Origin of the sequence: Streptomyces sp. NPDC096040, assembly GCF_040303265.1 — a bacterium.
In the GTDB taxonomy this organism is placed as follows: domain Bacteria; phylum Actinomycetota; class Actinomycetes; order Streptomycetales; family Streptomycetaceae; genus Streptomyces.
Genome location: NZ_JBEOTA010000006.1, coordinates 97,673 through 111,473 on the forward strand (window position 1 = coordinate 97,673; position 13,801 = coordinate 111,473).

Below are 13,801 nucleotides of genomic sequence, written 5' to 3' on the forward strand. Positions count from 1 at the left end.
AGACTGCTTGAGTTGCTCGGCGAGGGAGGCCGTACCTGTTCCGTACAGGTGTCGGCGCTCCGTTATCGACGCGCTCTTCGTAGCAGGCCGTTCGTGGCCGGGTGACCACGTCCGTATCTACCTCTACGAGGAGTGATCACCATGTCCGAGGTGAAGATCGCCGCGCAGTCGCGCACCGAGTTCGGCAAGGGTGCCGCGCGCCGTATCCGTCGCGACAGCAAGGTCCCCGGTGTCCTGTACGGCCACGGTTCGGACCCGATCCACCTGACCCTCCCGGGCCACGAGCTGCTGCTCGCGCTGCGTACGCCGAACGTCCTGATCTCCCTGGACATCGACGGCAAGTCCAACGAGCTGGCGATCCCGAAGTCCGTGCAGCGCGACCCGATCAAGGGCTTCCTGGAGCACGTCGACCTGCAGCTGGTCAAGCGCGGCGAGAAGGTCACGGTCGAGATCCCGGTGCACACCGAGGGCGAGCTGGCCCCGGGCGGCAACCTGCTGGAGCACGTGCTGAACGCGCTTCCGGTCGAGGCCGAGGCCACCCACATCCCGGAGTCCGTCACGGTCTCCGTCGAGGGTCTGGAGGCCGGCGCCTCCGTCCTCGCCAAGGACATCCCCCTGCCGTCCGGCACGACCCTGGCCGTCGAGGACGACACGGTCGTCCTGCAGGTCCTGGCCGCGCAGGCCGAGGAGGCCGCGGAGGGTGAAGAGGGCGAGGCGGCCGGGGAAGTCGCCGAGGCCTGATCCTCACCTTCGTTTCATCGTCCGTCAGCCGCTGCTTCCTTCCGGGAGCGGCGGCTGGCGCGTATCAAGGAGACATGGACGTGACCACCCCCGCAGGCGCCTCCCCTGCCAACGCTCCCTGGCTGATCGTCGGCCTCGGTAACCCCGCACCGGAGTACGCGATGAACCGGCACAACGTCGGTTTCATGGTCGCGGACCTGCTCGCCGGGCGGATCGGGGGGAAGTTCAAGCGGGCCGGCAAGGCGCAGGCGCAGGTCGTGGAGGGTCGGATCGGGGCGCCGGGGCCGGCGAGCCGGCGGGTGATCCTGGCGAAGCCGATGTCGTTCATGAACCTGTCCGGCGGCCCGGTGAACGCGCTGCGCGACTTCTACAAGGTGCCGGTGGCGAACATCGTCGCGATCCACGACGAACTGGACATCGACTACGGCGTCCTCCGTCTCAAGCTCGGCGGTGGCGACAACGGCCACAACGGCCTGAAGTCGATGACGAAGGCCATGGGCGCCGACTACCACCGGGTGCGGTTCGGGATCGGGCGTCCTCCGGGTCGTATGCAGGTCGCGGACTTCGTGCTGAAGGACTTCTCCTCGGCCGAACGCAAGGAGCTGGACTACTTCGTGGACCGGGCGGCCGACGCGGCGGAGGCGCTCGTCATCGAGGGCCTGGAGCGGGCGCAAAGCACGTACAACTCCTGACTTGTCCCCTACCGCAGTTGACCGGCCGTAGGGACATGGCCAATGATCCCGGCCATGCCTGCTGCCTCGGTTCCCTCCTCCCGTACGCCTCCGGTCGCCGCCCTGCGGTTCGGCCGGGTCGTGTCGATGGGGGCGGTCGCCGTGCTGATCCTGGTCGGCGGGGTGTGGGGCTCCTGGGGCACGGCCCAGGACGTGATGCTGACGAAGGGCAAGGAGCGGGGCACGATCGAGGTGACCGCGTGCGGTGCGGACACCTGCACGGGCCCGTTCACCCCGGTGTCGTCCGGCGCGTCGGCGCGCTCCCGTGTGGTCGTCGGCAAGTCGGTCGCGGTGCGCAGGGGGCAGACGTACGACGTGATCGTGAAGCCCGGTACCGACGGCGTGGTCCGGTCGGGCCCTGCCGGGGTCCTGCTGGCCTGGGTGCCGCTGGGCGGCGCGCTGCTGCTGGCGTCGGTGGTGGTGGCCGGGGGGCTGCGGCTGACCCGGGTGGCGTGGGTGCTGGGCGGTTCGGGGATCGCGCTGCTGACGGCGGCCTTCTTCGCGTCGCAGTGAGCATGTATGGCTGTGCCCCCGGGTGTACGACCCCGGGGGCACAGCCCTGTGCGGTGGTGGTGGTCAGCCGGTGTTGCGCAGGCCGGCCGCCACGCCGTTGACCGTGAGGAGCAGGGCGCGGGCGAGGAGCGGGTCGGGTTCGGCGCCTGCGGCGGCCGCGTCGCGCTGGCGCTTGAGGAGGGCGACCTGGAGGTAGGAGATCGGGTCCAGGTAGGCGTCGCGGATGCCGAAGGTCTGCCTGAGCACCGGGGTGGCGTCCAGCAGTTCGCTCTCGCCGGTGATCTTCAGGACCTCGGCGACGGTCAGCTCGTGTTCGGCGCGGATGGTGTCGAAGACGTGCTTGAGTTCGTCGGGGACGAGGGTGTCGACGTAGTGCTGGGCGATCCGCAGATCGGTCTTGGCGAGGGTCATCTCGACGTTGGAGATGAAGTTGCGGAAGAAGTGCCACTGCTGGTGCATCTCGTCCAGCACGGTGTCCAGACCGGCCTCGCGCAGCGCCTTCAGTCCGGAGCCGACGCCGAACCAGCCGGGGACGATCTGCCGGGACTGGGTCCAGCCGAACACCCAGGGGATGGCCCGCAGGCCGTCCAGACCGGCGCCGGAGTCGGGGCGCCGGGAGGGCCGGGAGCCCAGGTGCAGGTCCGCGAGCTGGTCCACGGGTGTCGAGGCGAAGAAGTAGGCGGGCAGGTCCGGGTCCTCCACCAGGCGCCGGTAGGCCAGGTGGGCGGCGTCCGAGACCACGTCCATCGCCGCGTCCCAGCGGGCCAGGGCCTCCCCCGACTGGCGGGGGGCGGTGTGCAGGGCGGAGGCCTGGAGGGTCGCCGCGACCGTCAGCTCCAGGTTCTCCCGGGCCAGGGACGGGATGAGGTACTTGTCGGAGATGACCTCGCCCTGTTCGGTGACCTTGATCTCGCCCTCAAGGGTGCCCCAGGGCTGGGCGAGGATCGCGTCGTGGGAGGGGCCGCCGCCGCGTCCGACGGTGCCGCCGCGGCCGTGGAAGAGGCGAAGGCGTACGCCGTAGCGGTGGGCGACGTCGCGCAGCCGGCGCTGGGCGCGGTGGATCTCCCACTGGCTGGTGGTGATGCCGCCGAACTTGGAGGAGTCGGAGTAGCCGAGCATGACCTCCTGGACGTCTCCGCGCAGCGCGACCAGGCGCCGGTAGGAGGGGTCGGAGAGCATGTCCTCCAGGATGGTGTCGGCGGCCTTGAGCTCGTCGGTGGTTTCAAGGAGCGGCACGATGCCGATCTTGGCCCAGCCGGCGTGCAGGTCCATCAGGCCGGCCTCGCGGGCGAGGACGGCGGCGGCGAAGACGTCGTCGGCGCCCTGGCACATGGAGATGATGTACGACTCGACGACCTCGGGCCCGAAGACCTCCAGGGCCTTCTTCACGGTCTGGAAGACACCGAGGGTCTTCTCCCCGGCCGCGTCCACCGGCGCCGGGGTGGGCGCCAGCGGCCTGCGGGAGCGGAGTTCCTTGGCGAGGAGCTTGGCGCGGTACGCGCGGGGCATGTCGGCGTAGCGCCAGGACTCCTCGCCGAGGCGGTCGAAGAGCTGGCCGAGGGCGTGGTGGTGGGCGTCGGCGTGTTCGCGGACGTCCATGGTGGCGAGCTGGAGGCCGAACGCGGCGAGGGTGCGGATCGTGCGGGCCAGCCGGCCGTCGGCGAACAGGCCGCCGCGGTGCTCGCGCAGGGAGGCCTGGACCAGCCGGAGGTCGCCGAGGAGTTCGGCGGTGCCGAGGTAGTCACGGCCGGGCTGGTGCGGGGTGTCGGTGGCGAGACGGTGCTTGGTGTTGACCAGCTTCTGCCGGATGCAGGTGGCCTTGAGCCGGTAGGGCTCCTCGGCGTTGAGGCGCTTGTAGCGGGGGCTGATCTCCGGGAGCAGCTCCAGATCGGCGCGGAGTGACTCCAGCAGCTCTTCCGTCGCACCCGTGTAGCGGATGGAGTTGGAGAGGAAGCCGCGGAGTTCGTCGATCATCTCCAGGGCGTCGTTGATGCCGTGTTCGTGCTGGAGGATGAGGACGTCCCAGGTCACCTGGGGGGTGACGTTGGGGTTGCCGTCGCGGTCGCCGCCGATCCAGGTGCCGAAGGTCAGCGGGCGGGTGTCGTCGGGGAGCTTCACCCCGACCCGCTCCAGCTCCGCGGTCAGGTCCTCCAGGACGTCGCCGACCGCGCCGGCGTGCAGTTCGTCCAGGTAGTAGATGGCGTTGCGGGCCTCGTCGGCGGGCTCGGGGCGTACGACGCGCAGCTCGTCGGTCTGCCAGACCAGGTCGATGTTCTCGGCGAGGCGGACGTCGGTGCGGCGGCGGTCCGACTCGATGACCGGGGTGTCCAGGAGCGCCGCGATGCGCCGGAGCTTGTTCAGGACCGAGCGGCGTGCGGCCTCGGTGGGGTGGGCCGTGAACACCGGGCGGACGTTGAGGTTCTGGACGGTCTGGCGCAGGTGGTCGGGGTCGGCGTCCTTGAGCCGGTCGGCGGTGCGGGCGAGGAGGCCGCCCTCGGCGGCGCGGCGGGCGCGCAGTTCGCGGCCGCGGTGGACCTGCTCGGTGACGTTGGCGAGGTGGAAGTAGGTGGAGAAGGCGCGGACCAGCTTGGCGGCGGTCTCCAGCTCCGTACCGCGCAGCAGTTCGGCGGCGGCCTCACCGTCCTCGCGGGTGAGACGGCGGACCCTCTCGACGAGTTCCAGCAGCTCGGGGCCCTCCTGCCGGACGAGGGTCTCGCCGAGAAGGTCACCCAGCCGGCGGATGTCGGCGCGCAGCTCACTGCTGGTCGTGGTGGTCTGGTCGTCGGCACTGCTCACAGGTGCGGCTCCTTGCAGTGTTGAAGCTCGTCTGGAGGGGACCCGTCTGTCGGCCGGGCGGCAGGCGGGGCCTGTCCGCATACGGGCCGGACGTCCGGGAAGGAAACAGAGCGGACCGCGCTGTCCGACCGACTCCAAGGATAGGTGTCCATGAGGACGCGCAGGCTTTCGGGCTCTTGCTGTGAGACGCCTCGCTGCCATACTTACGTCGCCGTAGGTTACGGAACCGTAGGGAAGAATCGTTCTCGTCCCGTGCGGTCGCCGCGGATCGGCACCTGTCTCAACCCTCGACCCCCCAGGGGACGCGCATGACCTCGTCTAGTTCCGATGTGATCGAAGAGGCCCACAAGCCGGCCGACGCTCCGATTCCGTCCGCCACGCTGGGCGGCGAGAAGAAGGGTTCGATCGAGCAGATCGCCCTCCTGCTGTTCATCGTGGTGCCGTTCCTCGCGCTGCTGGCGGCGGTGCCGCTGGCCTGGGGATGGGGCGTGAGCTGGCTCGATCTGGGCCTGATGGTGTTCTTCTACTACCTGGGCTGTCACGGCGTGACGATCGGTTTCCACCGTTACTTCACCCACGGCTCGTTCAAGGCGAAGCGGCCGCTCAGGATCGCGCTGGCGGTCGCGGGGTCGATGGCGGTGGAGGGGCCCCTGGTGCGCTGGGTCGCTGACCATCGCAAGCACCACAAGTTCTCCGACGCGGAGGGCGACCCGCACTCGCCGTGGCGGTTCGGCGAGACCATGCCGGCGCTGATGAAGGGCCTGTGGTGGGCGCACATCGGCTGGCTGTTCGACGAGGAGCAGACCCCGCAGGAGAAGTACGCGCCCGACCTGATCAAGGACCCGGCGATCCGGGCGGTCTCCCGCCATTTCGTCTACTGGACGGTGTTGTCGCTGGCGCTGCCGCCGCTGATCGGTGGTCTGGTGACCATGTCCTGGTGGGGCGCGTTCACCGCGTTCTTCTGGGGTTCACTCGTGCGGGTGGCGCTGCTGCACCATGTGACCTGGTCGATCAACTCGATCTGCCACGCGGTGGGCAAGCGGCCGTTCAAGTCGCGGGACAAGTCGGGCAACGTGTGGTGGCTGGCGATCCTGTCCTGCGGCGAGTCCTGGCACAACCTGCACCACGCCGACCCCACCTCGGCGCGGCACGGTGTGGAGCGCGGCCAGCTGGACTCGTCGGCGCGGATCATCCGCTGGTGCGAGCAGCTGGGCTGGGCGTACGACGTGCGGTGGCCGTCACGCTCGCGTATCGATTCGCGCCGTAACACCGGGGAAGGCGGCTCCCGGCGAGGGACGGAGCCCGTCGAGACGGCATGATTGACGCCGTGGCGACAGACTCCAGCACCCCCAGTCCCGAAAAGCCGCGGCGGGCCCGTCGCACCCGGATGACCGGTGCGGAGCGCCGCCAGCAGCTGTTGGAGATCGGTCGCACCCTCTTCGCGGCGAAGGGGTTCGAGGGCACGTCGGTCGAGGAGATCGCGGCGAAGGCCGGGGTCTCCAAGCCGATGGTGTACGAGCACTTCGGCGGCAAGGAGGGGCTGTACGCGGTGGTGGTCGACCGTGAGATGCGCCGGTTGCTGGACATGGTGACCAGCTCCCTCACGGCCGGCCATCCGCGTGAGCTGTGCGAGCAGGCCGCGTTCGCCCTGCTCGACTACATCGAGGAGAACACGGACGGGTTCCGGATCCTGGTCCGGGACTCACCCATCCCGCAGTCGACGGGTTCGTTCGCGTCCCTCATCTCGGACATCGCCACCCAGGTGGAGGACATCCTGGGCCGCGAGTTCAAGTCGCGCGGCTTCGACCCCAAGCTGGCGCCTTTGTACGCGCAGGCGCTGGTGGGCATGGTCGCGCTGACCGGCCAGTGGTGGCTCGACGTGCGCCGCCCGAAGAAGGCGGAGGTCGCCGCCCACCTGGTCAATCTGGCCTGGCACGGCCTGGACGGCCTGGAGCAGAAGCCGCGGCTGATAGGGCACCGGAAGGCGTGAGACCGCCGTTCCGTGCTTGGAGGTGTTCGCCGTACTTGATGACGTCCAGTGTTTTCCTCAGTGCTTGAAGATGTCCTTGACCTTCTCCTTGGCCTGGCGGGCGTCGCCCTTCGACTGTTCGAGGCGTCCTTCAGCCTCCATCGGCACATCGCGCACCGCGCGCCCGCCGACCTCCTTGGTCTTGCCCTTGAGCTGTTCCTTCTTCGCCTTGGCCTTCTGCTCTCGTGCCACCGTCGATCACTCCTGACGGGTCGGTAGTCGGCTGTCACCCCACCGGGTAACCGTGACCGGGCCGGGGCAAACGGCGGCTCAGCGCACCGGTTCCAGGAACTCCAGGCGGTTGCCGACGGGATCCTCGCAGTAGAAGCGGCGGTGGCCGGGGAGGTCCTCGTCCCAGACGACGGGCGTGCCGTGCGCGGTGAGCCGGGCCGCGTACGCGTCGATGCCGGTCACCCGCAGGCCGGGGTGGGCCTGCCTGGCCGGCCGGAAGGCCTGCTCGATCCCCACGTGCAGATGGATCTCGCCGGCCCGGAACCAGCAGCCGCCGCGCGCCGCGAGCACGGGCGGTTTGGGGACTTCCGTCATGCCGAGGGTGTCCACGTAGAACGTCCGCAGCCGGTCCTCGGAGCCGGGCGGGGCGGCGAGCTGGACGTGGTCGAGGGCGGTGAGCATCAGGCTTCCTCCTTGTGGGCGACGGCGAAGAGGCGCCGGAACGGGAACGGGGTGCCGTGCGGTCCTGCCGGGTAGGCCTCGCGCAGTGCGGCCCGGTACTCGGTGAGGAAGGCGTCGCGGGCCTGAGGGTCGTCGGCGAGGGCGGTGAGGACGGGGCGCAGCCCGGTGCCCTTCACCCAGTCGAGGACCGGGTCCTCGCCGGTCAGCAGGTGGATGTACGTCGTCTCCCAGACGTCGGCGGAGCAGCCGAGCGCGGTCAGCCTCTCCAGGTAGGCCTCGGGGGTGAGGACGGCGTCGTCGTGGCGGAGGGTCCCGGCGAGGCGGTCCTGCCAGCGGGGGGACTCGGCGAGGGTGCGCATCAGCCGGTGGCTGGGGGCGGTGAAGTTGCCGGGGACCTGGAAGGCGAGGGTGCCGCCGGGGGCGAGGGCGGCGATCCAGTCGGCGAACCGCTCGGCGTGCCCGGGGACCCACTGGAGCGTGGCATTGCTGACGATCAGGTCGTACGGCCGCTCGGGCGCCCAGGTGCGGACATCGGCGTGGGAGAAGTCCAGGCGGCCGCCGCCGGCCGTGGGGCCCTCGTACTCCACGAGTGCCTTGTCGAGCATCTCGGGCGAGTTGTCGTAGCCGGTGATGTGGGCGGTGGGCCAGCGTTCGGCGAGCAGGGCGGTCATGTTGCCGGGGCCGCAGCCGAGGTCGGCGACGGCCGGGGGGTCGCCGGGGAGGGCGGGGATCCGGGCGAGGAGGTCGGTGAAGGGGCGGGCGCGGTAGCCGGCGTGACGGAGGTACTGGGCGGGGTCCCAGGCGGGAGTCGTCATGTACTCCACCTTCCCCGCTCCAATCTCTCGATGTCAAGAAGCTCGATATCAAGAGACTTCATGTCGACACAACCACTACACTGATCGTCATGGAGGACGAGGTCGATCGGCTGGTGGCTGCGTGGCGCCGGGAGCGCCCGGACCTCGACGTGGAGCCGCTCGAGGTGCTCAGCCGGGTGAGCCGGCTGGCCCGGCACCTGGACCGGGCACGTCGGCTGGCCTTCGCGGAGCACAGTCTGGAGCCCTGGGAGTTCGACGTGCTGACCGCGCTGCGGCGCGCGGGGACGCCGTACCAGCTCTCCCCCGGGCAGTTGCTGACCCAGACCCTGGTCACCTCGGGGACGATGACCAACCGGATCGACCGGCTGGCCAAGAAGGGCCTGGTGGAGCGGTTGCCGGACCCGAGCGACCGGCGGGGCGTGCTGGTGCGGCTGACCGACGTGGGCCAGGACCGCGCGGACCAGGCCCTTGCCGGACTCCTCGACCAGGAACGGGCGATCCTCGCCGAACTCTCCCGCACCCAGCGCGCCGAACTGGCCGGTCTGCTACGCCAGTTGACCGCCCCGTTCGACAACATCCCCGGCTGAGGGGCCTGCCGGGCGGATCCTGCCGGAGACGCGGGGCTTGGCGCGCCCTCCCCCAGAGGGGGTGCCCCCAGCGGCGTTGTCGTCGGTTGTCGACGTCCCCCAGCCTTCGGGCGGGAGGTGCCCCCACCGCGTCGACGCCCTCCTCCACCTTGCAGCCAGACGCACCAAGCCCCGCTCACCGGTGTTGATCAGGCACTGCTGCTTTCCTCCGACATGATCCGCCCGGCAGGCCCCAGGTCCGCCGGCCCGACCCCGGCCCGGCGGGCGAGCGCGACGGCGGCCAGGGTGGAGTGGACGCCCAGTTTGCCGAGCACGTTCTGCATATGGGTGCGGACGGTGTGCGGGGACAGGAACAGGCGCTCGGCGACCGCCTTGCGCCCCAGGCCCGCCACCATGCACCGGAGCACTTCCCGTTCCCTCGGCGTGAGGGACTCCACGAGCTGTTCGCTCTCGGTGCGGTGCTTGCGCGCGGCCGTCAGCTCCCGCAGGACCCCGGTGAGCAGGGCGGGCGGCAGATGTGTCTCGTCGCGCAGCACCCCCCGGATGACGTTCAGCAGCCGGGACAGCGAGCAGTCCTTGGCGACCCAGCCGCAGGCGCCGGCCTGCAGGGCCAGGGCGGCACGCCGCGGGTCGTCCTTCTCGGCGAGGACGACGACACGGACGGCCGGCTGGGCCGAGCGGACCCCGGCGACCAGGGATATCCCGTCGACCAGACCCTCCTCGTTGCCCTCCTGCACCGGTACGGCCGGGCGGCCGCCGTGCAGTCGGCCTCCCAGGTCGGCGTCGACGAGCAGCACGTCGTAGCGGCGGCCCTCGGCGGCCGCGCGCTCCAGGCAGCGCAGCGCCGCCGGGCCGCTGCCGGCCGCGGACACGTCGACGTCGGGCTCGGCGGCCAGTGCCGCGGCGAGCGACTCGGCGAAGATACGGTGGTCGTCGACGACCAGAACTCGGGTGCGAACCACAAAACCCCCTTCCCCTTGCTCTTCATGAGCAGGGGATACCCCAAGGTGCTCAGAACGACGGATCACGCGGGCACGACACCCGTGGGAGGACGGAACCGCACGGCCGCCGCCGTGCCTGAACTGCTACCCCCACCGCGGGTGTCGTACCCGACTTGTCTCGCCCCCTGATCAGCACCGGCCCCCACCGGCACTGCTCCTCAGAGTACGGAAGGGGGGCGGGAGCGGAAGGCAATTTGCAGAACTGGCCGTCCGACGCGTTTATGGTGTGCCGCATGTTTCGTATTGAGGCGGAAGTCGACAAAGAACGGCGGGAACTGCTCCACGCGAGGCTGCGGGACACCAACACCGCGGCCTCCCCGTTCCTCGCGGCCCTGCGCGGCACCCCCGGCGAACGCCAAGTGCCGCTGCACGTCTGGGCGATGGACGACGGTTCGGGCGAACTGGCGGGCGGCCTGGTGGGGCACACGTGGACGACCTGGCTGCACGTCACCTATCTGTGGGTGGACGCCCGCCATCGCGGCGTGGGCCTGGGCGGCCGGCTGCTGGCCATGGCGGAGCGCATCGCCGGGAAGGACCGCGCCTGCACCGGCGCGCGTGTGGAGACCTGGGACTTCCAGGCGCCCGGCTTCTACCGGAAGCGGGGTTACGAAGTGGTCTCCGTGATCCCCGACTATCCGCCGGGAATCACGGAGTACACCCTGACGAAGCGGCTGGGCTGAGCCTCAGCTCTCCTGGCGGGCGCCCGCCGACGGCACCGCCTCGAACGTCCGGGGCGCCTTGAAACCGGCCGCCGCGAAGGCCTCTTCGACCGCCTTGGTGATCGTGTCGACGTCGGACGCCTCCGCGAGGACGATCGCCGAGCCGCCGAAGCCGCCGCCGGTCATCCGGGCGCCCAGGGCGCCGGTGGCGAGGGCGGTGTCGACGACCAGGTCCAGCTCCGGGCAGGAGATCCGGAAGTCGTCGCGCAGCGAGGCGTGGCCCTCGGTGAGGACCGGGCCGATGGCGCGGGTGTCACCGGCCTTCAGAAGGGCAACGACACGTTCGACGCGGTGGTCCTCGGTGACGACGTGGCGGACCAGGCGTCGTACCTCCTCCTCGTCGCCCAGCTGGTCGAGCGCGGCGTCGAGGTCGTCGTAGGCGATGTCCCGCAGCGCGTCCACGCCCAGCAGGGCCGCGCCCTTCTCGCAGCCGGCGCGGCGCTTGCCGTACTCGCCGCCGCTGTGGGCGTGCTTGACCTGGGTGTCGACGACCAGCAGCCGCATGCCCTCGGCCGCGAGGTCGAAGGGGATCTGCCGCTGTGAGAGGTCGCGGGTGTCCAGGAACAGGGCGTGCCCGGCCTCGCAGCAGGCGGACGCCGTCTGGTCCATGATGCCGGTCGGCGCCCCGACGTAGACGTTCTCCGCGCGCTGGCACAGGCGGCCCAGCTGCCAGCGTGCGAGGCCGAGTCCGTGCAGGTCGTTGAGGGCGAGGGCGATCACCACCTCCAGGGCCGCGGAGGAGGACAGTCCGGCGCCGGTCGGAACCGTGGAGGACAGGTGGACGTCGGCGCCGGTGACCGGGTGGCCGGCCTCGCGCAGCGCCCAGACCACGCCCGCTGGGTAAGCCGTCCAGTCGTGGTCGGTGCCGGGTTCCAGGGCGTTGAGGGAGAGCTCGACGACCCCGCCCTCGATGTCCGAGGAGTGCAGGCGCAGCACGCCGTCGGTGCGGCGGGAGACCGCGGCCGTCGTCATGTGCGGCAGTGCGAACGGCATCACGAAGCCGTCGTTGTAGTCGGTGTGCTCACCGATCAGGTTGACCCGGCCCGGCGCCGACCAGACGCCGTCGGGAGCCGTGCCGTACAGCTCCTCGAAGGCGTCTCTGACCTGCTGTACTGCCCCCACTTACTGCTCCCTTGCGATGTGCTGTGCGAACTCCCAGGCGTCCGCGACGATCCCCGCGAGGTCCGCGCGGGTCGGGTTCCAGCCCAGCTTCTCGCGGGCGGTGGCCGCCGAGGCGACCAGGACGGCCGGGTCGCCGCCCCGGCGCGGGGCCACGACCTCGGGGATCGGGTGGCCGGTGACCTGGCGGACCGTCTCGATGACCTCGCGGACCGAGAAGCCCTCGCCGTTGCCGAGGTTGCAGATCAGGTGCTCGCCGGAGCGTGCGGCGGTCAGGGCCAGCAGGTGGGCGTCGGCCAGGTCGGCGACATGGATGTAGTCGCGGACGCAGGTGCCGTCGGGCGTCGGGTAGTCGTCGCCGAAGACCGAGATGGCCTCGCGGCGGCCCTGGGCGACCTGGAGGACCAGCGGGATCAGGTGCGACTCGGGGTCGTGGCGCTCGCCCTGCGCGCCGTAGGCACCGGCCACGTTGAAGTAGCGCAGGGAGACCGCGCCCAGGCCGTGGGCGGCCGCCTCACCGGTGATCATGTGGTCGACGGCGAGCTTGGTGGCGCCGTACGGGCTGGTGGGCTTCGTCGGGGCGGTCTCGACGATCGGGACCTGCTCCGGCTCGCCGTAGGTGGCCGCCGTGGAGGAGAAGACGAGCTTGCGTACGCCTGCCTCGCGCATCGCGGCGAGCAGCACCATGGTGCCGCCGACGTTGTTGTCCCAGTACTTCTCGGGCTTCGCCACCGACTCGCCGACCTGGGAGAACGCGGCGAAGTGCAGTACCGCCCCGTAGGAGGCGTCGAGCCACTTCGCGGCGTCGCGGATGTCGCCCTCGACGAACACCGCGCCCGCCGGGACGGCCTCACGGAAGCCCGTGGAGAGGTTGTCGAGGACGGTGACCTCGTGGCCCGCCTCCAGCAGGTGCTGGGCCACCACACTGCCGACGTAACCCGCCCCGCCCGTCACCAGGTACTTCATCAACTCGCTACCTCTCGCAGTCGCTCGGCCGCGCGCTCCGGCGGCACGTCGTTGATGAACACGCTCATGCCGGACTCGGAACCCGCGAGAAACTTCAGCTTGCCGGACGTTCGGCGGATGGTGAAAAGCTCGAGGTGGAGCGCGAAGTCGTCGCGCGTGACACCGTCGAACTCCTCCAGCGTCCCGAACGGCGCCTGGTGCCAGGCGGCGATGTAGGGCGTGGGAGGTTCACCCTCACCGAAGATACGGTCGAAGCGCCTCAAGAGTTCCAGATAAACCTTGGGGAACTCTGAGCGTGCCGCCTCGTCGAGACCCAGCAGGTCGGGGACCCGGCGCTTCGGGTACAGGTGGACCTCGTAGGGCCAGTGTGCCGCGTACGGCACGAAGGCGACCCAGTGTTCACCCTCAAGGACGATCCGCTCGTCGGCGAGTTCACGCTCCAGGACGGCGTCGAAGAGGTTCTCTCCGCCGGTCGCTTCCTTATGTGTCGCAAGTGAACGCAGCATCAGGGCGGTGCGCGGGGTGGTGAAGGGGTAGGCGTAGATCTGGCCGTGCGGGTGACCGAGCGTCACGCCGATCTCCTCGCCGCGGTTCTCGAAGCAGAACACCTGCTGGACGGAGGGGAGATGCGACAGTTCCGAGGTCCGGTCGGTCCACGCGTCGAGGACGAGGCGCGCCTGCTCCTCGGTGAGACCGGCGAAGGACGCGTCGTGGTCCGAGGTGAAGCAGACCACCTCACAGCGCCCGGAGTCGTCGGCCAGCGAGGGAAAACGATTCTCGAAGACCACCACGTCGTACGACGAGTCCGGGATCTCGCTCAGCCGGTCGCCCTTGGTCGGGCACAGGGGGCACTGGTCGGCCGGCGGATGGTAGGTGCGGCCCTGCCGGTGCGAGGCGATGGCGACCTGGTCGCCGAGCAGCGCGTCACGGCGGATCTCGGAGGAGGTGTGCGTCCGCTCCAGCGGCCGGCGGTCCACCGCGTCGCGCACGGTGTCGTCGCGCAGGTCGTAGTAGGTGAGCTCGCGACCGTCGGCCAGCCGGGTCGAGGTCTTCTTCACTGCGGACTCCCGAATATCGAGCGTTGTTCGAGTCAGCCAACCTTCAAACAGAACCGAACACACCAAAACACAACTCACCAGGTCAGTCAACAT

The 13,801-nt window shown here is 70.3% G+C and carries 15 protein-coding genes; 7 read left to right on the top strand and 8 right to left on the bottom strand.

Annotation, left to right across the window (positions count from 1 at the left end; genetic code table 11):
- The first annotated feature begins 141 nt into the window (after window positions 1-141).
- The 3 genes from ABTY98_RS09425 (at window position 142) to ABTY98_RS09435 (ending at window position 1,985) form a co-directional block, all read left to right on the top strand.
- Window positions 142-741 carry a 50S ribosomal protein L25/general stress protein Ctc gene (locus tag ABTY98_RS09425; protein WP_352220286.1) on the top strand — a complete coding sequence of 200 codons (600 nt, stop codon included), beginning with the start codon at window positions 142-144 and terminating at the stop codon, window positions 739-741.
- A gap of 74 nt (window positions 742-815) precedes the next feature.
- The gene (gene pth, locus ABTY98_RS09430; RefSeq protein WP_352220287.1) at window positions 816-1,433 is read left to right on the top strand and encodes an aminoacyl-tRNA hydrolase; all 618 of its coding nucleotides are present in this window, start codon (window positions 816-818) and stop codon (window positions 1,431-1,433) included.
- 42 nt (window positions 1,434-1,475) lie between these two features.
- The gene (locus tag ABTY98_RS09435) at window positions 1,476-1,985 is read left to right on the top strand and encodes a hypothetical protein (protein WP_352220288.1); all 510 of its coding nucleotides are present in this window, start codon (window positions 1,476-1,478) and stop codon (window positions 1,983-1,985) included.
- 63 nt (window positions 1,986-2,048) lie between these two features.
- On the opposite strand, the gene ppc is transcribed toward ABTY98_RS09435, so the two are convergent.
- Window positions 2,049-4,781 (bottom strand): phosphoenolpyruvate carboxylase, encoded by a 2,733-nt coding sequence (ppc, locus tag ABTY98_RS09440; RefSeq protein ID WP_352220289.1) that lies wholly within the window; start codon window positions 4,779-4,781, stop codon window positions 2,049-2,051.
- 308 nt (window positions 4,782-5,089) lie between these two features.
- On the opposite strand from ppc, the gene ABTY98_RS09445 reads away from it, so the two are divergent.
- Together ABTY98_RS09445 and ABTY98_RS09450 are read left to right on the top strand one after the other, a co-directional pair.
- Window positions 5,090-6,100, top strand: a complete 1,011-nt coding sequence (locus ABTY98_RS09445) for an acyl-CoA desaturase (RefSeq protein ID WP_352220290.1) — start codon at window positions 5,090-5,092, stop codon at window positions 6,098-6,100.
- Window positions 6,097-6,771: a TetR family transcriptional regulator gene (locus ABTY98_RS09450; protein ID WP_352220291.1), complete on the top strand. Its 675-nt coding sequence runs from the start codon at window positions 6,097-6,099 to the stop codon at window positions 6,769-6,771. Before ABTY98_RS09445 ends, ABTY98_RS09450 begins: the two co-directional genes overlap by 4 nt.
- A gap of 57 nt (window positions 6,772-6,828) precedes the next feature.
- Here the strand turns inward: ABTY98_RS09450 and ABTY98_RS09455 are convergent, their stop codons facing one another.
- From ABTY98_RS09455 to ABTY98_RS09465, 3 genes are all read right to left on the bottom strand, one after another.
- Window positions 6,829-7,002 (bottom strand): CsbD family protein, encoded by a 174-nt coding sequence (locus tag ABTY98_RS09455; RefSeq protein WP_352220292.1) that lies wholly within the window; start codon window positions 7,000-7,002, stop codon window positions 6,829-6,831.
- Between the two features lie 78 nt (window positions 7,003-7,080).
- On the bottom strand, window positions 7,081-7,443 hold the full coding sequence (locus ABTY98_RS09460; RefSeq protein ID WP_352220293.1) for a VOC family protein: 363 nt from the start codon (window positions 7,441-7,443) through the stop codon (window positions 7,081-7,083).
- Window positions 7,443-8,258, bottom strand: coding sequence for a trans-aconitate 2-methyltransferase (locus tag ABTY98_RS09465; protein ID WP_352220294.1), 816 nt, complete (start codon window positions 8,256-8,258; stop codon window positions 7,443-7,445). Before ABTY98_RS09465 ends, ABTY98_RS09460 begins: the two co-directional genes overlap by 1 nt.
- 89 nt (window positions 8,259-8,347) lie before the next feature.
- Here ABTY98_RS09465 and ABTY98_RS09470 point away from each other — a divergent pair, with 89 nt between their 5' ends.
- The gene (locus tag ABTY98_RS09470) at window positions 8,348-8,845 is read left to right on the top strand and encodes a MarR family winged helix-turn-helix transcriptional regulator (protein ID WP_352220296.1); all 498 of its coding nucleotides are present in this window, start codon (window positions 8,348-8,350) and stop codon (window positions 8,843-8,845) included.
- A gap of 188 nt (window positions 8,846-9,033) precedes the next feature.
- Here ABTY98_RS09470 and ABTY98_RS09475 read toward each other — a convergent pair whose 3' ends face one another.
- Window positions 9,034-9,807, bottom strand: coding sequence for a LuxR C-terminal-related transcriptional regulator (locus ABTY98_RS09475; protein WP_352220297.1), 774 nt, complete (start codon window positions 9,805-9,807; stop codon window positions 9,034-9,036).
- A gap of 260 nt (window positions 9,808-10,067) precedes the next feature.
- On the opposite strand from ABTY98_RS09475, the gene ABTY98_RS09480 reads away from it, so the two are divergent.
- On the top strand, window positions 10,068-10,526 hold the full coding sequence (locus ABTY98_RS09480; RefSeq protein ID WP_352220490.1) for a GNAT family N-acetyltransferase: 459 nt from the start codon (window positions 10,068-10,070) through the stop codon (window positions 10,524-10,526).
- A gap of 3 nt (window positions 10,527-10,529) precedes the next feature.
- Here ABTY98_RS09480 and galK read toward each other — a convergent pair whose 3' ends face one another.
- From galK to galT, 3 genes are read right to left on the bottom strand one after another with little or no spacing between them, the layout of a single operon-like run.
- A complete protein-coding gene (gene galK, locus ABTY98_RS09485) occupies window positions 10,530-11,687 on the bottom strand; it encodes a galactokinase (RefSeq protein ID WP_352220298.1) in 1,158 nt (385 codons plus the stop codon).
- Window positions 11,688-12,650, bottom strand: a complete 963-nt coding sequence (galE, locus tag ABTY98_RS09490) for a UDP-glucose 4-epimerase GalE (RefSeq protein WP_352220299.1) — start codon at window positions 12,648-12,650, stop codon at window positions 11,688-11,690.
- Window positions 12,650-13,708 carry a galactose-1-phosphate uridylyltransferase gene (gene galT, locus ABTY98_RS09495; RefSeq protein ID WP_352220300.1) on the bottom strand — a complete coding sequence of 353 codons (1,059 nt, stop codon included), beginning with the start codon at window positions 13,706-13,708 and terminating at the stop codon, window positions 12,650-12,652. The genes galE and galT overlap by 1 nt, the downstream gene beginning before the upstream one ends.
- Window positions 13,709-13,801 lie beyond the last annotated feature (93 nt).